Below are 19,857 nucleotides of genomic sequence, written 5' to 3'. Positions count from 1 at the left end.
GCTGGCGCCATGACGACCCAGACCGACGGCTTGCTCTTCGACCCGAACACCTACGACCCAGCCCAGTTCGATGCCGAGACGCGCCGGTTACTGCGCGCGACCATCGATTGGTTCGAAGGTCAGGGCAAGAAGCGCATCCTCGACGACGATCTGGCCGCGCAATGGCCCGGCGATTTCGTCGACTTCGTCAAGCGCGAGAAGTTGTTCGCGACGTTCCTCACGCCTTCGGAGTTCGCCGCGGGCAATCCGGACAAGCGCTGGGACGCCGCACGCAACGCCGCCCTCTCGGAAATCCTCGGTTTTTATGGGTTGACGTACTGGTACACCGAACAGGTCACCATCCTCGGTCTGGGGCCCATCTGGCAGAGCGAGAACAAGGACGCCAAGCTGAGGGCCGCCGACGATCTGGAGGCCGGAGAAGTGATGGCCTTCGGGCTGTCCGAACGTACACGCGGCGCCGACGTCTACAACACCGACATGGTGCTGGCGCCGGCGAGCGAGGAGGACCGCGCCAACGGCATCCTCTACCGCGCGACGGGGGAGAAGTACTACATCGGCAACGGCAACGTCGCCAGCATGGTGTCGGTGTTCGGCCGGCGTGGGGACGTCCAGGGTCAGGACGCTTACATCTGGTTCGCCGCCGACAGCCGGCACGAGAACTACCACCTGATCGACAATGTCGTGCACATGCAGATCTACGTCAGCACCTTCCGGCTCGAGGATTATCCGGTGCGCGAGGAAGACATTCTGCACACCGGCGTGGAAGCCTTTGCCGCGGCACTGAATACGGTCAATGTCGGCAAGTTCAACCTGTGCTCCTGCTCGATCGGCATGACCGAGCACGCCTTCTACGAGGCGATCACCCACGCACAGAACCGCATCCTGTACGGCAACCCGGTCACCGAATTCACCCATGTACGAACCAACTTCGTCGACGCATACTCCCGGCTGATCGCGATGAAACTGTTCAGCCAGCGCTCGGTGGACTACTTCCGGGCCGCGAGCCTGGAGGACCGGCGCTACCTGCTGTTCAACCCGATGACCAAGGCCAAGGTCACCATGGAGGGCGAAACCGTGCTGCGGGCTCTGCACGACGTGATCGCCGCCAAGGGATACGAGAAGAACACGATGTTCCGCGAAGTCGCACAGTTCATCGGCACCCTGCCGCGACTCGAGGGCACGGTGCACGTGAACGTCGGATTGGTGTTGAAGTTCATGCCGAACTACATGCTCAATCCCAAGGAGTACCCCGAGATCCCGATGCGCAACGACGCCGCGGACGACACCTTCTTCTGGAATCAGGGACCGACCCGCGGTGCCGGCAAGGTGCAGTTCGCGGACTGGACGCCGGTCTATGAAGAGCATGCCGACGTCCCCAATGTCGCGGTGTTCTACGACCAGGCCAAGGCGTTCCGGGAGTTTCTTCTCACCGCAGCACCCGACGCCGACCAGCAGAAGGACCTGGACTTCCTGCTCAACGTCGGGCACCTGTTCTCACTGATCGTGTACGGGCAGCTGATTCTGGAGCAGGCCGCGCTGACGGGGCTGGATTCCGACATGGTCGACCAGATCTTCGACTTCCAGGTGCGCGACTTCAATATGTATGCCGTTGCGCTGCACGGTAAGCCGACGGCGACGACGGCCCAGCAGGACTGGGCGCTGGGCGCAATCCGCAATCCGCTGCCCGACGCCGAACGGTTCCACCGCGTCTGGGAACGTGTGAAGGCCTACGACGGCGCCTACGAGATGGCGCCCTAGCGACGGCGCTCGCCCGTCACCGCCGAGCGCGGCAGGCGGCCGGCACGGGAATGCCCGGTGAGCCGGTCGCCATCGACGACGACGTCGAAGTCGAGGTTGAGCCGCATCGGCTTGGCCACCGACTGGCGCCACGTGATCCGTTGCCCGTCAACGACGATGCCCTGTAGCGGTACGGTTTCGTCCTTACCGGTCGCCGATCCCGCGAGGGTGCCGTCCTGCTCGGTGAACGTATAGGCCACGGCCAGCGACCCGATCGGCGTCTTGATCGTGACGTCCCAGTCTCCGAGGATGCTCATCGCGTCCACACCGTTCCGCGCCGTTCGTAGGCGAACAGGTCCTCGACCGCGAGCGCGACGTGTGCGCCGTAGGTGCGTTCGAGGAGGTGCAGCCCGAGGTCCAGGCCGGATGTCACCGCCCCTGACGTCACGAGATCGCCGTCATCGACGACGCGCGCATTCACCGCGTTCACGCCGGTGGCCTCGAGTAGATCCATGCCGAGATGGTGGGTGACCGCGTTGCGGCCCTCCAGCAGACCCGCCATTGCCAGTGCGAGTGACCCACCGCAGACGGTGGCGACGGTGACGTCGGGATTCTCCATGGCCTTGCGCAGCAGGGGGATCGCCGCCGATTCGGCGAACCGCGCGAGCAGCACGGGAATGGTGTCGATCTCGTCGGGGTCACCCTCGATCGGACCCGAGGCGCCGGGCACGACGACGAAGCCGGGTTTGGCTGGGTCGAGTTGCGCGGTGGCGCGCAGCACCATGTGCAGGGTCCCGCTCACCACGTCCCTCGGCCCCTCGGCCGACACCAGTTCGACCTCGAGGTCGCCTCCGGCCGCATCGCTGCCCGCGGCGAGCACTTCGAACGGTGCGGTGGCATCGAGCGGGTCAAAGCCGTCGAACAACACGATTTGTGCGTACATACGGTCATCGTCGACAAGTCGTGAGCGGCAGAACAGTGGCAAGATCGCCACCTCACGCTGAAATATTGCCATCGGTCCTGTTATGGTCCCCGAATGCACGTCGTCGCGGTCCTGGCACTTCCCGACACCATCGCGTTCGACCTGGCGACACCGGTCGAGGCGTTCGGCAGGGCGCGGTTGCCCTCTGGTGCACCGGGATACCGCATCGTGGTGTGCGGAACGCAACCGGAGGTCTCGGCAGGTCCGTTCCGCATCGTCACCGCCCACGGCCTCGAGGCGCTGGCCGAGGCGGACACCATCGTCATCCCCGGCCGCAACGATCCCACCGTCGAAACCCCCGACGAGGTGCTGGCGGCATTGACGGCCGCCCACGCCCGCGGAGTGCGGATCGCGTCGATCTGCTCAGGTGCTTTCACCCTGGCCGACACCGGATTGCTGAACGGTAAGCGCGCAACGACACATTGGATCGCCGCCGAGTTGTTCCGTGCGCGCTTCCCCGCCGTCGATCTGGACGCCGACGTCCTCTACGTCGACGAGGGGCAGGTGCTGACATCGGCGGGCGCATCGGCCGGATTGGACCTCTGCCTGCACATGATCGTCCGCGATTACGGTGCGTCGGTGGCCGCCGACGCGGCACGCCTTGCCGTCGCGCCCCTGCACCGCAGTGGGGGACAGGCGCAGTTCATCCTCCGAAACCAGGCCGCTGTCAAGCACATTGCCGAGCGCACCGAACTCGACGACGTGCTCGCATGGATCGAACAGGAGGCACATCGGGACGTGACACTGCACGACATCGCCGCCCGTGCCTCGGTGAGCGCACGAACCCTGAACCGACGTTTCCAGGCCGAGACGGGGCAGACGCCGATGCAGTGGCTGACCGGCGTACGCGTCCGGCATGCGCAGCAGTTGCTCGAGAGCACCGGGTACGGCGTCGAAAAGATCGGTCGTGAGGTCGGATTCACCTCTCCGGCCAACTTCCGCGAACAGTTCCGCCGGCTGACCGGAGTTGCACCGCTGAACTATCGCAACACGTTTCGTGAGCGAATGGCGGGTTGATCGCTACGACTTCGATTGCTTCTTGACCAGCACCACATGCGCCATCGGGATCTGAGTCTGCTCCGGAGTGGCCGCCAACCGGCTGGCCACCCCGGCCTCGAGCTGATCGAAGAACGTCGCCCGGCGCGGGTCATCGTGGCCGCCGTCGAGCGCGCTCGCAAAGGTGGGGAATGCCGCAGCTCGGCAGAACATTGCCCACTGTGCACCGAAAGCGTCTGCATCCCTGTCGGTTTGGTACTGCTTGAAGAAGCGGTCTTCGGCGTTGAACAGCTCGAGTTGCTCGATCTCGAGACCCTCGAACCGCCCAGAGGGGGCGAAGCACGCACGGAAGTCGGCCGCGCTGCGTCCGGCGATCGGTAGGATCATCCGATGCTGTTCGTCCTCGGTGATCACGCCTGCCGCGGTGAGCTCACTCACCGCGTCGTACATGCTGTCCAGGAGCGGGTGGTACCCGAAATCGCCTGACTCGTCGACACCGGGCGTCATCACCACTATCCGCCCGCCTGGCGCCAACTCCCGGCCGCGAAACGCGACGAACTCATGCCAGTCGTGTGCGGCCTGACGTGCATATTCGGCGCGAACGCGTCCGTCGCTGCTATACGCGACGTGGATGTGATCGGGAATTGGTGCGGGTACGCGGCTGAGCCATTGGATCGCCCATGAACTCCAGCCCAGGTTGACACTGTTGGAGGGCAGGATCTGGGCGTAGAACGAGCGCCCAACGGCCGAGGCAAACGTTGCCGCATCTTTGCGAAGGTAACTGTCCGGGTCGTCGGTGAGTGTCTGAAACATCGCCGTGAAATCGTTGTCGGGCAGGTCGGTGTGTACGACCAGGATTGAATGGTCTTGCCGAGTTCGCTTGCGCAGCAACGTAATGGCGGCGCCCATCGGAAGCAGGGAGTTATGGCCGGTGGATGCCCCGTAATCAGCGATGACGATCGGTTGCGGCGGCTTCGGAAGCGGAACCGCGTCGGCTGCCTTCTCGAAAATCGCCATCGCCGCGGGGAGCCCGGCGGCCTGAAGCCGGGAGCTGGCCGTGTAGGAGCCGCTCTCCATCGGCTCGGGCCGCACGACGATGCTTGACTCAGGCATCGCGACCTCCGGGACGTGCGGGCAACGGCAGAAATATCGTCAGCTACGACGGTAGTCCCCTTACGCCGGATAGGTCACCGAAGTCAGCCGCTCTGAGATCTCCCATAGCCTGCGACCGTCGGCCTCGTTGCTCGCGCGGGCCAGGATCTTGGCGTCCGTGACGCCGCCACCTGCGAGCTCGAGGAATCCCCGCGGTCCGTAGAACGCAGCGCCGTTGGCCTCAGGGGCGGTCGCGCCATACAGCGTGGGCAGAATGCCTTCGTCGATGTCCTGCCACATGAACGGCACGGCCTGCCTGCTGGTCCGGTAGAAGCGCTCCAGCAGGGTTGGGCTCGCCTTGCCGTGTGAGGGGCCGCTCAGCTGCAAATTCGTCTTGCACAAACCGGGATGTGCGGCGTTCGAGAGGATGCCCCACCCCGCCTGCTTGCTCCTGCGGTCCAACTCGATCGCGAACATCAGGTTCGCGGACTTGGACTGCGCATAAGCCAGAGTGGCGTTGTACCGCTTCTCCCACTGCAGATCGTCGAACTTGATGCCGCCGAACCGCGCCGCGGAGCTGCTCAGTGTTGTCACCCGTGCACCGTCGGCTGCGCGCAGCAGCGGCAGAAGGTGCCCGGTCAGTGCGAAGTGACCGAGATGGTTACCGCCGAACTGCAACTCGAATCCGTCGGCGGTCGTTTCTCGCTGCGGCGGCTGCATGATGCCTGCATTGTTGATGAGGAGATCGATCGGTCGTCCCTCGGCATTGAGTTCCTCGCCGAGAGCTTTGACGCTGGCCAGCGACGACAGGTCGAGCGCCTTGATGGTCAGCTTCGCGTCGGGAACCGTTGCACGGATCTGCTCGACCGCCGCCTCGCCCTTCGCGCGGTTGCGGATCGCCATGATGACATCGGCGCCTGCGGCGGCCAAGCGGGTAGCGGTGCCGAGACCGAGGCCGGAATTGGCGCCCGTGACGACCGCGAGCCTTCCGGACTGATCGGGGATCGTCACTTCGCGGACGTTCACCATGAAATTCTCCTCTGAGTCGGGTGGATAACCGAACAATAACGAACCATTGGTCTGATAACAAGAGCCCGTTGGTCTGATACTGTCAAGGTTTTGTGACGTCGTTTCAGCGTGCCCGCCGTCCCGAGCAGATGGCGGCCCGGCGCCTGGCGATCATGAACGTGGCACGCGAAATGCTCGCCGAGAAGACGGTCGGCGACATCAGCCTGCGGGAGCTCTCGGATCGGGTGGGGCTGGCCAAGTCCAACGTCCTGCGGTATTTCGACAGCCGTGAGGCCATCTTCCTCGAGGTGCTCGACGAGGAATTCGCTATGTGGCTCAGCGACATTGAAGACCGTCTAGGCCGGCCCCGAGCCAGAAAGCCGGGCTACGCCAACGAGATCCGGGTCGCGACGGTGGTCGCCGATTCGGTGGTAACGCGCCCGCTATTGGGCGAGCTGCTCGGGTCGATGGCGTCGGTGCTGGAGCGCAATATCTCGCATGAGTTCGCCCGCGACTTCAAGGCGCGGGCGATGCAGCGGATCGCAGCGCTGGCCCAACTGGTGGACAGACATCTGCCCTGGCTGCCTACGGAGTTCACCGCATTCTTCGCCGAGGGGTCGCTCATGCTGACCGCTGGCGCGTATCCGTTCTCGGTACCCACCGAACCCGTGCGGGCCGCGATTGCGGAGATCGGGCTTCCCGATCCGGGCCAAAGATTCGGCGAAGGACTGCGATTTGGTCTGCAGACCTGGCTGATTGGCGCGGCGGCGCAAGCTTAGGCATACCAGACTTTCAGCCCGAGGCGTGACACACTTTCGGCCATGAAGCGCGCGCCACGGATCCTCATCGTGGTTTCCATTCTCACGTTGGTCGTGTCGGTTCTTGGCTTCGTCGCCACGCTCGTGCTGAACACCTTCGTACTCGACAAGTTCAACGCCTACGGTGAGCTTCCGATCCCCGGCTCGACCGCCCTGGAGCTCCCCGCGGGCGAGATGACCGTGAGTTTCCACACGGTGACCACGGGCAGGCCGACGAGTGGATTCCCGATCCCGGACCTGAGTTTCGGCATCAAGCCGACCGGCGGACTTTCAGAGCCCACGGTCACCGAAAACATCGGCGGGACAACGTCGGTCAACAGTGACATACGAGTGCGGATCTGGACGGTACAGATTCCGCAAGCAGGTACCTATGAGGTCGAGACCAACGGATCCGTCGACGGTTACATCGCACCGAGGTTGGCATTCGGACACGACAGCTCTCACGGATGGGTGCTGTGGATCTTCGGTGGTCTCTTCGTCTTCGCGCTGTTCGACCTTTTCGCCGCGTTGATCTGGTCGGCGCGGGTGGCCAAGAAGGCGCGACCTCTGGAACCGGACGAGCAGGTCACGAGTGACCCGCCGACCCGGAATCCCGAACCCACGGCCAGCTATACGCCGACCGATCAGGGCGTCCGGCTGGAACAGATCAGGCAGCTGGCCGCGCTGAGGGACTCCGGCGCGCTGACCGAGGACGAGTACACGGCCGAGAAGCGCCGCATCCTCGACGGGAACTAGCTCAGCTGCCCTGCTCGATTGGCAGCTCAGCTGCCCAGCTCGATTGGCAGCTCAGCTGCCCAGCTCGATTGGCAGCTCAGCTGCCGCGTTTGACCCAGTCGTCGTAGTTGACGATCTCATCGCCGATGGTCGTGGTGTCGCCGTGTCCGGTGTAGACCACGGTGTCGCCTGGCAGCTTTCCGAGCCGCTCGGAGATCGAGGACAGAATTGTGGGGAAGTCGGAGTATGACCGGCCGGTCGCGCCGGGGCCACCCTGGAACAGGGTGTCGCCACTGAAAACGGCGTTGAGTTCGGGTGCGTGCCAGCACACCGAACCCGGCGAGTGTCCGGGAGTATGCAGCGCATGCAGTTCGACGCCTGCGACCTGCAGCGTCTCACCGTCGTTGACAGTCCGGAAATCCTTGTCGGGGTGAGTCATTCGCCACAGCACGTCGTCGGCGGGGTGCAGCAGGATGGGTGCGTCCAGCGCCGCCGACAGTTCGGGGGCCACGGTGATGTGGTCGTTGTGCCCGTGCGTACACACCACCGCGACTACATTGCGGCCGCCGACGGCCATCACGATCGGGCCCGCGTCATGGGCGGCATCGAACACCACGACGTCGGTGTCATCTCCGACGAGCCAGATGTTGTTGTCGACTTCCCAGGACCCGCCGTCGAGTTCGAACGTGCCGGAAGTTACGACGCGTGAAATGTTCTCGCTCATAGGATCACCACTGAGCGCAGGACCTCGCCGGCGTGCATCTTGTGGAAGGCCGACTCAATATCCTCCAAGCCGATGCGTTCGGAGACAAAGCGCTCCAGCGGCAGCCGGCCCTGCAGGTAGAGGCTGATCAACGTGGGGAAGTCACGCTCGGGCAGGCAGTCGCCGTACCAGGAGCTCTTCAAGGATCCGCCGCGGGAGAAGAAGTCGATCAGCGGCATCTCCAACGTCATGTCCGGGGTCGGGACACCCACCAGGACAACGGTTCCGGCCAGATCCCGCGCGTAGAACGCCTGCTTCCAGGTCTCGGGGCGACCGACGGCGTCGATCACCACGTCCGCACCGAACCCGTCGGTCAAATCCTGGATGGTGGCCACCGGGTCGAGCTCACCGGCGTTGATGGTGTGGGTGGCGCCAAAGCCGCGCGCCCAGTCCAGCTTCTTGTTGTCGGTGTCCACCGCGATGATGCGCCGCGCACCGACCAGCGCCGCACCGGCGATCGCGGCGTCACCCACACCGCCGCAGCCGATCACCGCCACGGTGTCGTCACGGTTGATCGCGCCGGTGTTGATCGCCGCGCCGATACCGGCCATCACCCCGCACCCCAGCAGGCCGGCCACCGCCGGGTCGGCGGCCGGGTCGACCTTGGTGCACTGACCCTCATGCACCAGCGTCTTGTCGGCGAACGCGCCGATGCCCAACGCCGCAGTCAGCGCGGTGCCATCGGTCAACGTCATCGGCTGCTCGGCGTTATAGGTGTCAAAACACAGGTGCGGGCGCCCGCGCTTACACGCCCGGCACTGCCCGCACACCGCACGCCAGTTCAGGATCACGAAATCGCCGGGCTCCACATTCGTCACACCCGCACCCACCGATTCCACGGTGCCTGCGGCTTCATGACCGAGCAGAAAGGGAAACTCGTCGTTGATCCCGCCCTCGCGATACGTCAGATCGGTATGACACACCCCGCAGGCGATCACGTCGACCACCACCTCGCCCGGACCCGGATCGGGGATCACCACCTCCACCAACTCGACCGGCTCACCCTTCGCCCGCGAAATCACACCCCGCACCCTCTGACTCATGGGGACAACATAGCGTCCTCAATGCAAAGCCGGCACGGTGCTCCCGGACCCTCGCCACTACAGCGTTCACACCACGCGGCTGACGTGAGACACATCAAATTCCCGATATGCGGGCGGTGCGAGTGGACGTAGCGTTGCCCACGTCCAACGTCAAATGAATTCGGTTCGAACCGAGCAGGTTCATCGCCCGTTGTGGTATCGACAGCATCGCAGGAATTACTGACCTAGCAGGGACAATGCCAATGACAACCATCGACCATACAAACGCCGACACCACCGAGGACTTCGCCGACCGCATTGTGGGTGCGATTGACAGCGCCAGCCTGGCCATTCTGCTGTCGATCGGACATCAGACCAAGTTGTTCGACACACTTGCCGAGCTTCCGCCGGCGAGCAGTGCTCAGATCGCCGATGCCGCGGGTCTCAACGAGCGGTATGTCCGGGAGTGGCTCGGCGGGGTCGTAGCGGCGCGGGTCGTCGAATACGACCCAACGGCGCGGACGTACGCGCTGCCGCCGCATCGTGCCGCGGTGCTCACCCGCGCCGCGGGCCCCGACAACCTCTCGCGCGTCGCTCAATTCATTCCGCTGCTGGCCGAGGTCGAGCAGAAGGTGATCGGCTGCTTCCGCTCCGGCGGTGGGCTCTCCTACGGCGAGTATCCGCGCTTCCACACGCTGATGGCCGAGGAGAGCGGGGAGGTGTTCGACGCGGCGCTGGTCGATGTGATCCTCCCGATGGCCGACGGCCTTCCCGAACGGCTACGCGCAGGCGTGGACGTGGCCGACTTCGGCTGCGGCAGTGGACATGCCATCAATGTGATGGCGCAGGCCTTTCCGACCAGCCGGTTCACCGGAATCGACTTCTCCGACGAAGGCCTCGGCGTCGGTCGTGCCGAGGCTGCCCGGTCGGGCCTCACCAATGCGTCGTTCATTGCACGCGACGTCGCAGAATTCGACGGGGTCGACGAGTACGACGTCATCACCGCTTTCGACGCGATACATGACCAGGCCCACCCGGCGCGGGTGCTGGAGAACATCTTCCGCGCGTTGCGGCCCGGAGGGGTCTTCCTGATGGTTGATATCAAAGCGTCGAGCAACCTCGAGGACAACGTCGGCGTGCCTTTCGCCCCGTACCTCTACACCGTTTCGGCGATGCACTGCATGAGCGTGTCGTTGGGACTCGACGGCGATGGCCTCGGAACAGCGTGGGGTAAGCAACTCGCGACGACGATGCTCGCCGACGCCGGCTTCGGAGACGTTGCGGTCCGGGAGATCGAGTCGGATCCGATCAACAATTACTACATCGCGCGCAAGTGAAATGCGAGGTTCGCTCGCAGGGTCTCGAACCGGCGTGGCCAAAAGGCCGATGCCGCCCGCGAGGTGGCATAGCGTGCGATCAGGATGGAAACGCAACTCGACGGACACAACGCTCTGTTGCTGTCGGCGCGCGGCGCGCATCTCCGGCGCGATTGGGCGGCCAGCCATGAAGCCTTCGTCCGGGCAAGTCAGGCCGCCCCGCTCGGCACCGACGATCTCGACGCACTAGCCGCCGCAGCGTGGCGGATTGGCCGGTGCAAGGAATCGCTTCGATATTCGGAGCAGGTGTTCAAACAACTGTCCCGAAGCGATCCGATTGCGGCGGCGGCGAAGGCCGTCGACGTGGCGCTGGCCTGGCTCACCCGCGGCGATCTCAACGTAGGCCAGGGGTGGATGAACCGCGCGCGCCGCCTGCTTGAGGTTGCACCGGACAGCCCGACCGGCGGGTACCTGGCCTATCTCGACGCATACATCGCGACCTGCGTCGGAGACGCCGATGCGCTTGAACGGCAGGTCGAGACCCTGCGAGAGATGTCCGCGCGCCTCGACAGCCCCGCAATGGCATCTCTTTGCGCCGTGGTCGAGGCCCTCGCCGCGATTGGTGAAGCGAGGATGCCCGACGCGTTCGGGCATCTTGACGAGGCAATGCTGCCTGTGGTCGCCGAAGAGCTCCCAATTGAGTGGGCCGGTGACGTCTACTGCCTCGTCCTGCACCACTGCAACCGGGTTGCCGATCTTCCGCGAATGCGGGCATGGACGCAGTCGATGGAGCGATGGTGTGAGGACGTCGCTTCAGTGGTGTACGGCGGGGTATGCGAGATGCACCGTTTGCAGCTGTTGACCGCGACGGAGGATTACCGGTTGGTCGAAGACCGGTTGTTCGTGGCAAGCCGAAAGCTTCAGGACGTCAACCTGTTTGCCGCCGCTGAGGGTTTTTACGAACTCGGCGAGATACGCAGACTGCGTGGCGATGTCGACGGCGCGGTCGCGGCGTTCGCGCAGGCCCGATTGCTAGGCGTCGACCCCCAACCCGGAGAGGCACTGCTGCAGCACAGCCAAGGTGACAGCGAGTCCGCGTGGACCGCTTTACAGGCGTGTTTGGCGTGGCAGGACCGCGTCGGCCGGATGCGCTTGCTGCGCCCTGCGGTCCAGGTGGCATTGGACCGCGGCACCCTCGATGAAGCCGAGAAGCTGTGCCGCGAACTCGAAAGCGGAGCAGAGGCTTTCGGCACTCCCGGCTTCAAAGCCTGGGCGGCACACGCCCGCGGAGCGGTCCTGGTGCGGCGCGGCGACTACGGTCCGGCACTCGAAGTGCTCCAGGTGGCGTTGCGAGAATACCGAACGCAGCAGTGCCGCTATGAGACGGCTCAGGTGTACGAATACCTGGCGACTGTGCATAAAGCTCTGGGAGACAACGAGATTGCGGTGGCAGATGCAGCGACCGCGCAAAGTATCTACACCCAGCTCGGCCTCAAGGTCAGCACCGCCTCGGCTCCGGTGCCAGCCGGCCTGACTCGGCGCGAGATCGAGATTCTCACCGGCATCGCCAGCGGGGCGACCAACAGGCAAGTGGCCGAAGCGCTCTTCATAAGCGACAAGACGGTGGGTCGCCACCTGGCGAACATCTTCGCCAAGCTCGGTGTCTCGTCGCGCACGGCGGCGGTGTCATGGGCGTACGCCAACAACGTCGTGAACCATGTGGGCCGTCCCGCCGAATGACGTGACGGCCTACATGGTTTGCACCACGTTGGGCTCAGAAGACACATCGATCGCCCGATGAGGAGCGACGGCGCGGACGCATAGCGTGACCAGTACATATTGATTTCGGTTCAGGAGACAACCATGACCAGCATTGACACCGCCGAAACCGGTCGGCGAGCACGACTTCCCCAACTGACCGGCGACGCCCTGTTCGTGACGGACGGCGGGCTGGAGACCGAGTTGGTCTTCCACGACGGCATCGACCTTCCGGCCTTCGCCGCGTTCCCACTGCTCGACAACCCGGCGACCCGTGACCGGCTGCGTCGCTATTACGACGGATACCTGGCCATCGCACGCAGGCACGGCGCAGGTTTCGTCATCGAGACACCGACGTGGCGCGCCAATCCCGACTGGGCCGCGCAGCTCGGCTACTCACCAGAACAACTCGACGCGGTCAACCGCGCGGCGGTGGATCTCGCCGAGGAGGTCCGCGCTGCCGCGATGTCCGACGGCCTGACCGCGGTGGTGAGCGGCTGTGTGGGGCCACGCGGCGACGGCTATGACCCGCGAGACGCGATGACTGCTGAGGAGGCCGAGCGCTATCACGCGGTCCAGATCGGGACCTTCGCCGATACGACTGCCGACCAGGTCACCGCAATCACGATGACCAACGCGGCAGAGGGGATCGGTGTCGTGCGGGCCGCGGCCGCGGCAGGCATTCCCGCCGCGGTTTCGTTCACCGTCGAGACCGATGGCCGGCTGCCGACAGGACAGCCGCTACGTGAGGCTATCGAGCAGGTGGACGCCGAAACAAAGAGCGGCGCAGCATATTTCATGGTCAATTGTGCGCATCCGACACATTTTGCGGAGGCGCTCGACCACGACGGTGCTTGGCGGACGCGGCTCGTCGGGCTGCGCGCCAATGCCTCGTCGAGGAGTCACGCCGAACTTGATGAATCCACCGACCTCGACGAGGGCGATCCTGACGACCTCGCGGCCCGGCACGCCGGTCTGCGACACCGATTACCGGCCGTGACGGTGCTCGGTGGATGCTGCGGCACCGATGCCCGCCATGTGGCTGCGATCTGCGCGGCATGGAGCGCCGAATAGGCTGCAATGCGTGGCAGCGCTTGATGCGATCGAAGAGTGGCCGGTCTCAACCGTCGCCGCCGCGGTAATTGGTCCGTCCGGCATTCTGGCTCGGCACGGCGACCTGGAGCACCGGTTCGAGTTGGCGTCGGTGACCAAGCCGCTGGTGGCCAGGGCCGCGCAGGTCGCGGTAGAGGAGGGCGCCGTCGAACTCGACACTGAAGCGGGCCCGCCCGGATCGACCGTGCGCCATCTGCTCGCGCACGCGTCGGGGTACGCGATGCACTCGGCGGACCTGATGGCCGAACCCGGCAAGCGTCGGGTGTATTCGAACTACGGATTCGGGGTCTTGGCCGCGGAGATCGAGCGGGCGTCGGGCATCGAGTTCGCGCGATACCTGACCGAGGCGATCTGCGAGCCGCTCGGCATGTCGGACACCACGCTGGCCGGCGGGGCTGAGGCGGCGGGCTACGGCGCGACGTCGACCGTCGCCGACCTGGTCGCCTTCGCCGGGGACCTGCTGCGGCCCGCGACGGTCTCCCAGCAGATGCACACCGAGGCCACCGAAGTGCAGTTCCCGGGCCTGTCGGGGGTCTTACCCGGATTCGGAACGCAGCGACCGAATGACTGGGGCCTTGGTTTCGAGATCAGGAACGGCAAGTCGCCGCACTGGACGGGCTCGGCGAACTCGGGCGGCACCTACGGGCATTTTGGCCAGTCAGGGACGTTTTTGTGGGTTGATCCGCAGGCGGAACTGGCGCTCGTGGCGCTCACGGACCGCAATTTCGGCGACTGGGCGTATTCGCGCTGGCCCGCGCTCTCTGATGGAGTCCTGAGAGAATTCGACGCAGACTAGCGCAACAGGCGCCTCACAGGGCACAATAGACACGCACGACACAGCTGTAATTCGGAACCGCCAGGTCGCTTGGGGAAGACGTCCCTCGTGGAGCCGAAGGAGCAGCAAATGCGTGCAGCGAACCAATTCGCCGAGGCGGCGACTGGCGTGGTGTACATCCATGCTTCTCCCGCTGCGGTGTCCCCGCATGTCGAGTGGGCGTTGTCGTCGACCCTGTCTGCGCGGGCAAACCTGAAGTGGACGCCGCAGCCCGCCATGCCGGGGCAACTGCGCGCCGTCACCAACTGGATCGGCCCGGTCGGTACCGGGGCCGCCCTGGCCAATGCGCTGCGTTCGTGGTCGGTGCTGCGATTCGAAGTCACCGAGGACCCCAGCGCAGGGGTCGACGGTCACCGCTGGTGCCATACCCCCCAGCTCGGAATGTGGAGCGGCACGATGAGCGCCAACGGCGACGTGATGGTCGGCGAGATGCGGCTGCGGACGCTGATGTCGTCGGGTGCCGACACCCTGGCCGTCGAGCTCGATACGGTGCTGGGCACTGCGTGGGACGAGGCGCTCGAGCCGTATCGCGACGGCGGTGACTCCGCCGAGGTGAGCTGGCTGACCCGCGGAGTCGGGTAGCCGACGCTCGCGCCACAGAAGTTCGCGCGAGAAATTTGCTGATTTGCGCCGTCGGCGCGCAATTGCGGTGAGACTGTCGTCATCCTCAGGAGGCGAGACGACATGATCACGATCCGTATTCTCACCGCAACGGCCTTCGCTGCCGGCGCACTGCTCACCGCTTCAACCGCATCGGCATCACCGGCCACCGATGCTCTTCTGAGCGCTCTGGACGGGCTCGGGCTGCCGATATCGCCGGAAACCGCGATCACGGCAGGCAATCTGGCCTGCGACTCATCGACCAGTGGGCTCGCCCGCGACCTGATCGCGGCGCGGATTGCCGGTGAGTTCGGATTGGATCCGGCGCAGGCGAGCTCGTTCGTCGGTATCAGCCTCGCGGTGTATTGCCCGCTGCGGTAAGGATCTTCAGGGCCCCGGGTACCGCCGACACTTCGGCCGGAAGCGCGCACGCGTACTCACCGTCGGCGTAGGCGTTGATGCCCGGTGAGTCGACGGTGATCGTGCGAGCACGCTCGGTGCGCACTTCATCGAGGTCGATGTGCGTGCCCTTGAACACGGTGGGGAACAACCGGATCAGCTTCGTGCGCGACGCCGACGCCACCATCGTGACGTCGAGCATTCCATCGGTGGGATCCGCGTCCGGACAGATCAGCATGCCGCCGCCATAGCTCTTGGTGTTGCCGAAGGCGGCCAGCGTCAATTCCGTGTCCAGCTCGCGACCGTCGAATGTCAGGCTGAAGGGCAGCAGTCGCAACTTGGACAGCTCGGCGACCATCGCGACGTTGTAGCGCATCCGGCCGTGCGGCCACCGCATCCGGTTGGTCCGGTCGGTGACCAACGAGTCGAACCCTGCGGCCATCACGGTGCCGAACCACTTGTCGGTGCCGTCGACCCCCCTGATGCGCCCCAGGTCGACGGTCTTCACGACGCCGTCGACGATGATGTCGGCGGCCGCCTCGGGATCCTTTGCGGGGATACCGAATTCGCGTGCATGGTCGTTACCGGTGCCCGACGGGATGATGCCGAGCGGGATGTCGGTCTGCGCGAGCACCTGCAGTGCGAGCGAGATGATGCCGTCACCGCCGACAACGACCAGAGCGTCCATGCCGCGCTCGAGGGCGCCGTCGACGAGTCGTCTCGCATGCTCGGCGTCGGTGCCCGCGATGGCGACGACGTCGATGCCGCGCTTGTGTAGCCGCGTGACGGCGCGCTCGGCGGCGTGTGGGGCACTCCCGTGCCCCGATGCCGGATTAGTCAGCATCGTGACGCGGCCGAGCTCTGTCACGGAATCAGCTTGCCGGGGTTGAGAATTCCGGCCGGGTCCAGCGTCGTCTTGACGGCCCGCAACACCTCAACGCCGAGATCGCCGATCTCGTCGCGCATCCACGGACGGTGATCGGCGCCGACGGCGTGGTGGTGGGTGATCGTCGCGCCCGTGCGCATCATGGCCTCCGATGCGGCCGTCTTCGCCTTGTGCCACTGCTCTATCGGATTCCCGCGCTGCCCGGCGACGACGGTGAAGTACAACGAGGCTCCGGTCGGATACACATGCGAAATGTGGCACAGCACCAGTGCCGGTGTGCCGGATTCGCCGAGAGACTTCGTCAGTGCCTCGGTGACCGCCGCCTTGAGTGCGGGAACGTTGGACCAGTTCGTCGCGGTCTCCAGCGTCTCGCACAGCGCACCCGCGGCGAGCAGTGAGTCACGAAGATACGGCGCGTTGAACCGGCCGTGCTCCCAGGCGCGGGCCGGGGCCTCGCCGAGCGAAGTGCCACCGGCGGCCTGCATCACCGCGCGCGTTTCGGCATGACGACTCTCGACATGGGCCTGGCTGCCCTCGAACGCCGTGATCGCCAGGCAGCCGCCAGTGATCTGCTGTTCGCCGATGCGCTCGGTGGTGGCCAGGTTCACCCCGGTCTCGGCCTCGTCGGACAACCGGATGACCGTCGGCCCGGCGCCGGTCTGCACGACGGCGCGCAGCGCGTCGGCCCCGGTCGCGAAGTCGGGGAACGACCACGCCTCATAGCTGGTGGCCGCGGGGACCGGGTGCACCTTCACCCGCACGCGGGTGATGATGCCGAACACGCCCTCCGAGCCGATCATCAACTGCCGCAGGTCAGGGCCGGCGGCCGACTCCGGGGCGCGACCGAGGTCGAGTACGCCCGCCGGAGTGACCGTTCGCAGGCCGCGCACCATGTCATTGAAGCGGCCGTAACCCGCCGAGTCCTGGCCGGAGGACCGGGTGGCGGCGAATCCGCCGATGGTCGCGAACTGGAAACTCTGCGGGAAGTGGCCGAGGGAGAAGCCGCGTTCGGCGAGCAGGCGTTCGGCCTCTGGGCCGGTGAGCCCGGCGCCGAGTTCGGCCTCGCCGGAGACCTCGTCGAGTGAATGCAGCTCCGTCAGGCGGCGCAGATCCAGGGAGACCACCGCGCTGAAATCGCCGCGGATCGGGTCAAGGCCGCCGACCACACTCGTTCCGCCACCGAACGGGACGATCGCGATACCCCCTTCACGTCGGCCGGCACTGTCAGAGCAGTACCGCAGGATCGCGGCGATCTCGTCGTCGCTGCCAGGCAGGAGTACCGCGTCGGGCGCATCTTGGACACCGGAATCCTTGCGGCGCAACAGGTCCAGCGTCGATTTGCCGCCGGCGCGGAGCAGTCGGGCCTGGTCGTCGACACGGCAGTACGCGGCTCCGACGATCTGGGCCAGCCTGTCGGAGTGGGCGTCCGTCAGCGCAGAAGGACGAAGCTCGACGTCCTGCGCCTCGAGGTCCGGTGTGGTCGCGCCGTCGACGCCGAGCGCCTGCTTCAGCAGGGCCCGAATCCCGTCGGACAGCGGTGTCGCCGCCGCGGGATCACCCCATGCATTCCACTTCATCGGGGGCAGCATTGCGGTCTGTTGGTCATCCGGACGCGTCATGCGTTACAGTATTACATATGCTGTCAATCAGTAACGATTCACCGCCGACGATCGGGGACCGTATCCTCACCGCGGCGGCCGACTGCGTGCTGGCCTTCGGTGTGGACCGGGTGACGCTGGCCGAGATCGCCCGCCGCGCCCAGGTCAGCAGGCCGACGGTGTATCGGCGATGGCCCGATACGCGTTCGGTGCTGGCGGCGCTGCTGACCTCGCGGATCATCGGCGTGCTCGACGACGTGCCCAGTCAGGGGACCGGCCGCGAGGCGCTGGTCGAGCGAATCGTGACGATCGCCGAGCGGTTGCGTCGCGACGACGTGGTCATGTCGGTGCTGCGCAGCGCGCCCGACCTGGCGATGATCTACATCGCCGAACGGCTGGGGACCAGCCAGCAGGTCCTCCTCGACGCGGTCGCCTCCGATATCAAGCTCGCGCAGGAAGAAGGCAGCGTTCGCTCCGGCGATCCCCGACAGCTCGCGGCGATGTGCCTGCTGATCAGCCAGTCGACGATCCAGTCCGGACAGATCGTCGCGCCCATCCTCGATGCCGACGCACTCGCCGTCGAGCTCGCCCACTCATTGAACGGATACCTCAAACGGTGACCACCTCAACCGCACTCAACGACGCCCGTCGCACCTCCGAACTCGCGGCGCTGGCCGACGGTGACACCATCGACATCGTCGTGATCGGCGGCGGCATCACCGGCGTCGGCATTGCGTTGGACGCCGCGACGCGTGGGCTCAGCGTTGCCCTGGTCGAGAAGCGCGACCTGGCCTTCGGCACCAGCCGATGGAGCAGCAAGCTGGTACACGGCGGCCTGCGATATCTCGCGACGGGCAACGTCGGCATCGCCCGGCGCAGCGCGGTCGAACGCGGAATCCTGATGACGCGCAACGCCCCTCACCTCGTCAAGGCAATGCCCCAGCTGGTTCCGCTGCTGCCGTCGATGAACACCGCCTCGCGGGCGCTGGTGCGGTTCGGATTCGTAGCCGGTGATGGGCTGCGCAAGCTCGCGGGCACTCCGTCGTCGACGCTGCCGCGGTCACGGCGGATCGACGCGCGCCGCGCCGTCGACCTCGCGCCAACGGTGCGGCGCGACGGACTGGCCGGCGGCCTGCTCGCTTATGACGGTCAGCTGATCGATGATGCACGCCTGGTCGCCGCGGTGGCCCGCACCGCCGCCCAGCACGGCGCCAAGATCCTGACGCACGTTGCAGCATCCAACGCGACGGGCACCTCGGTGACGTTGACCGATCAGCGATCCGGGGAGTCGTTCGAGGTGTCCGCCCGCGCCGTGGTCAACGCCAGCGGTGTGTGGGCGGGGGAGGTGGACCCCTCGGTGCGCCTGCGACCCAGCCGGGGAACGCATCTCGTGTTCGATGCCGCGGCATTCGGTAACCCGGTCGCCGCACTGACGATCCCGATTCCGGGGGAGATCAATCGCTTCGTGTTCGCGATGCCCGAACAGCTGGGTCGGGTGTACCTCGGTCTCACCGACGAAGATGCGCCGGGCCCGATACCCGATGTGCCGCAACCTACTGCGGAGGAGACCTCGTTCCTGTTGGACACGGTCAACACCGCGCTGGATGTCGCGCTCGGCCCCGACGACGTGATCGGCGCATACGCGGGGTTGCGCCCGCTGATCGACGCAGGTGAGGGGCGCACCGCGGACGTGTCACGCGAGCATAGGGTTGTCGAGTCGCCGTCCGGCGTGCTCAGTGTCATCGGCGGCAAGCTGACCGAATACCGTTTCATGGCAGAGGATGTCCTCGACCGGGCCGTCGCATTGCGCGGCCTGACGGCCGCAGGCTGCCGCACCCGAAACCTGCCGCTGGTGGGCGCACCCTCGAATCCCGTTGCGACGCTGCGTTCCCCGGTCGAACTGCTCGGCTCGCTGGTCGCGCGCTATGGCGCGGAGGCGCCGAACGTGATCGCCGCCGCGAGCTGCGAACGGCCCAGGGAGCCGGTGGCCGACGGGATCGACGTCATACGCGCGGAATTCGAGTACGCCGTGTCACACGAAGGCGCGCTGACCGTCGACGACATCGTGGACCGTCGCACCCGCATCGGGCTGGTCGCCGCCGATCGCGACCGAGTGATCGATGTGGCCAAGGAATTTGTGAACTGAACGACGAATGGCCACTTATGGAACAGCATTGACGAAAATGCGTGCGATAAGTGGCCACTCGGCCAACTGAAGCC

The 19,857-nt window shown here is 65.7% G+C and carries 20 protein-coding genes; 12 read left to right on the top strand and 8 right to left on the bottom strand.

Annotated elements, in window-relative coordinates:
- Nucleotides 1-9 precede the first annotated feature (9 nt).
- Nucleotides 10-1,758: an acyl-CoA dehydrogenase family protein gene (locus tag CSQ99_RS12640; protein ID WP_099039382.1), complete on the top strand. Its 1,749-nt coding sequence runs from the start codon at nucleotides 10-12 to the stop codon at nucleotides 1,756-1,758.
- Here CSQ99_RS12640 and CSQ99_RS12635 read toward each other — a convergent pair.
- Both CSQ99_RS12635 and CSQ99_RS12630 read right to left on the bottom strand, forming a co-directional pair.
- Nucleotides 1,755-2,054 (bottom strand): hypothetical protein, encoded by a 300-nt coding sequence (locus tag CSQ99_RS12635; RefSeq protein WP_099039460.1) that lies wholly within the window; start codon nucleotides 2,052-2,054, stop codon nucleotides 1,755-1,757. The genes CSQ99_RS12640 and CSQ99_RS12635 overlap by 4 nt on opposite strands.
- Nucleotides 2,051-2,680: a DJ-1/PfpI family protein gene (locus CSQ99_RS12630; protein WP_099039459.1), complete on the bottom strand. Its 630-nt coding sequence runs from the start codon at nucleotides 2,678-2,680 to the stop codon at nucleotides 2,051-2,053. Before CSQ99_RS12630 ends, CSQ99_RS12635 begins: the two co-directional genes overlap by 4 nt.
- A 93-nt stretch (nucleotides 2,681-2,773) precedes the next feature.
- On the opposite strand from CSQ99_RS12630, the gene CSQ99_RS12625 reads away from it, so the two are divergent.
- Nucleotides 2,774-3,736 carry a GlxA family transcriptional regulator gene (locus CSQ99_RS12625; RefSeq protein WP_099039381.1) on the top strand — a complete coding sequence of 321 codons (963 nt, stop codon included), beginning with the start codon at nucleotides 2,774-2,776 and terminating at the stop codon, nucleotides 3,734-3,736.
- A gap of 3 nt (nucleotides 3,737-3,739) precedes the next feature.
- Here the strand turns inward: CSQ99_RS12625 and CSQ99_RS12620 are convergent, their stop codons facing one another.
- Nucleotides 3,740-4,828 (bottom strand): class I SAM-dependent methyltransferase, encoded by a 1,089-nt coding sequence (locus tag CSQ99_RS12620; protein WP_099039380.1) that lies wholly within the window; start codon nucleotides 4,826-4,828, stop codon nucleotides 3,740-3,742.
- Between the two features lie 60 nt (nucleotides 4,829-4,888).
- Nucleotides 4,889-5,836 carry an SDR family oxidoreductase gene (locus CSQ99_RS12615; RefSeq protein ID WP_099039458.1) on the bottom strand — a complete coding sequence of 316 codons (948 nt, stop codon included), beginning with the start codon at nucleotides 5,834-5,836 and terminating at the stop codon, nucleotides 4,889-4,891.
- 92 nt (nucleotides 5,837-5,928) lie between these two features.
- Between CSQ99_RS12615 and CSQ99_RS12610 the strand changes: the two genes are divergently transcribed.
- A complete protein-coding gene (locus CSQ99_RS12610; RefSeq protein ID WP_245908880.1) occupies nucleotides 5,929-6,594 on the top strand; it encodes a TetR/AcrR family transcriptional regulator in 666 nt (221 codons plus the stop codon).
- Nucleotides 6,595-6,636: 42 nt separating this feature from the next.
- Nucleotides 6,637-7,368 (top strand): SHOCT domain-containing protein, encoded by a 732-nt coding sequence (locus CSQ99_RS12605; RefSeq protein ID WP_099039378.1) that lies wholly within the window; start codon nucleotides 6,637-6,639, stop codon nucleotides 7,366-7,368.
- A 76-nt stretch (nucleotides 7,369-7,444) separates the two neighbouring features.
- Here the strand turns inward: CSQ99_RS12605 and CSQ99_RS12600 are convergent, their stop codons facing one another.
- On the bottom strand, nucleotides 7,445-8,071 hold the full coding sequence (locus CSQ99_RS12600; RefSeq protein ID WP_099039377.1) for an MBL fold metallo-hydrolase: 627 nt from the start codon (nucleotides 8,069-8,071) through the stop codon (nucleotides 7,445-7,447).
- Entirely contained in the window at nucleotides 8,068-9,153 is a 1,086-nt protein-coding gene (locus CSQ99_RS12595) for an S-(hydroxymethyl)mycothiol dehydrogenase (RefSeq protein ID WP_099039376.1), read from the bottom strand. Before CSQ99_RS12595 ends, CSQ99_RS12600 begins: the two co-directional genes overlap by 4 nt.
- 242 nt (nucleotides 9,154-9,395) lie before the next feature.
- Here CSQ99_RS12595 and CSQ99_RS12590 point away from each other — a divergent pair, with 242 nt between their 5' ends.
- The 6 genes from CSQ99_RS12590 (at nucleotide 9,396) to CSQ99_RS12565 (ending at nucleotide 15,135) form a co-directional block, all read left to right on the top strand.
- A complete protein-coding gene (locus CSQ99_RS12590; RefSeq protein WP_099039457.1) occupies nucleotides 9,396-10,469 on the top strand; it encodes a class I SAM-dependent methyltransferase in 1,074 nt (357 codons plus the stop codon).
- Nucleotides 10,470-10,553: 84 nt separating this feature from the next.
- Nucleotides 10,554-12,188: a LuxR family transcriptional regulator gene (locus tag CSQ99_RS12585; protein WP_099039375.1), complete on the top strand. Its 1,635-nt coding sequence runs from the start codon at nucleotides 10,554-10,556 to the stop codon at nucleotides 12,186-12,188.
- 123 nt (nucleotides 12,189-12,311) lie between these two features.
- A complete protein-coding gene (locus CSQ99_RS12580) occupies nucleotides 12,312-13,280 on the top strand; it encodes a homocysteine S-methyltransferase family protein (protein ID WP_099039374.1) in 969 nt (322 codons plus the stop codon).
- A gap of 10 nt (nucleotides 13,281-13,290) precedes the next feature.
- A complete protein-coding gene (locus tag CSQ99_RS12575; protein ID WP_099039373.1) occupies nucleotides 13,291-14,115 on the top strand; it encodes a serine hydrolase domain-containing protein in 825 nt (274 codons plus the stop codon).
- A 108-nt stretch (nucleotides 14,116-14,223) separates the two neighbouring features.
- Nucleotides 14,224-14,736, top strand: a complete 513-nt coding sequence (locus CSQ99_RS12570; RefSeq protein WP_099039456.1) for a DUF3145 domain-containing protein — start codon at nucleotides 14,224-14,226, stop codon at nucleotides 14,734-14,736.
- A gap of 102 nt (nucleotides 14,737-14,838) precedes the next feature.
- Nucleotides 14,839-15,135 carry a DUF732 domain-containing protein gene (locus CSQ99_RS12565; protein ID WP_099039372.1) on the top strand — a complete coding sequence of 99 codons (297 nt, stop codon included), beginning with the start codon at nucleotides 14,839-14,841 and terminating at the stop codon, nucleotides 15,133-15,135.
- Here the strand turns inward: CSQ99_RS12565 and CSQ99_RS12560 are convergent.
- Nucleotides 15,104-15,997, bottom strand: a complete 894-nt coding sequence (locus tag CSQ99_RS12560) for a diacylglycerol kinase (RefSeq protein WP_342746696.1) — start codon at nucleotides 15,995-15,997, stop codon at nucleotides 15,104-15,106. The two genes, CSQ99_RS12565 and CSQ99_RS12560, sit on opposite strands and share 32 nt — an antisense overlap.
- A gap of 20 nt (nucleotides 15,998-16,017) precedes the next feature.
- Nucleotides 16,018-17,616: an FAD-binding oxidoreductase gene (locus CSQ99_RS12555; RefSeq protein WP_099039455.1), complete on the bottom strand. Its 1,599-nt coding sequence runs from the start codon at nucleotides 17,614-17,616 to the stop codon at nucleotides 16,018-16,020.
- Between the two features lie 59 nt (nucleotides 17,617-17,675).
- On the opposite strand from CSQ99_RS12555, the gene CSQ99_RS12550 reads away from it, so the two are divergent.
- Both CSQ99_RS12550 and CSQ99_RS12545 read left to right on the top strand, forming a co-directional pair.
- The gene (locus CSQ99_RS12550; protein WP_099039370.1) at nucleotides 17,676-18,257 is read left to right on the top strand and encodes a TetR/AcrR family transcriptional regulator; all 582 of its coding nucleotides are present in this window, start codon (nucleotides 17,676-17,678) and stop codon (nucleotides 18,255-18,257) included.
- On the top strand, nucleotides 18,254-19,783 hold the full coding sequence (locus tag CSQ99_RS12545) for a glycerol-3-phosphate dehydrogenase/oxidase (RefSeq protein WP_176560999.1): 1,530 nt from the start codon (nucleotides 18,254-18,256) through the stop codon (nucleotides 19,781-19,783). The genes CSQ99_RS12550 and CSQ99_RS12545 overlap by 4 nt, the downstream gene beginning before the upstream one ends.
- The last annotated feature ends 74 nt before the right edge of the window (nucleotides 19,784-19,857 follow it).

This window comes from Mycobacterium neglectum, from assembly GCF_002591975.1.
GTDB lineage: Bacteria > Actinomycetota > Actinomycetes > Mycobacteriales > Mycobacteriaceae > Mycobacterium > Mycobacterium neglectum.
This window is presented reverse-complemented; position numbering and strand designations above follow the sequence as displayed.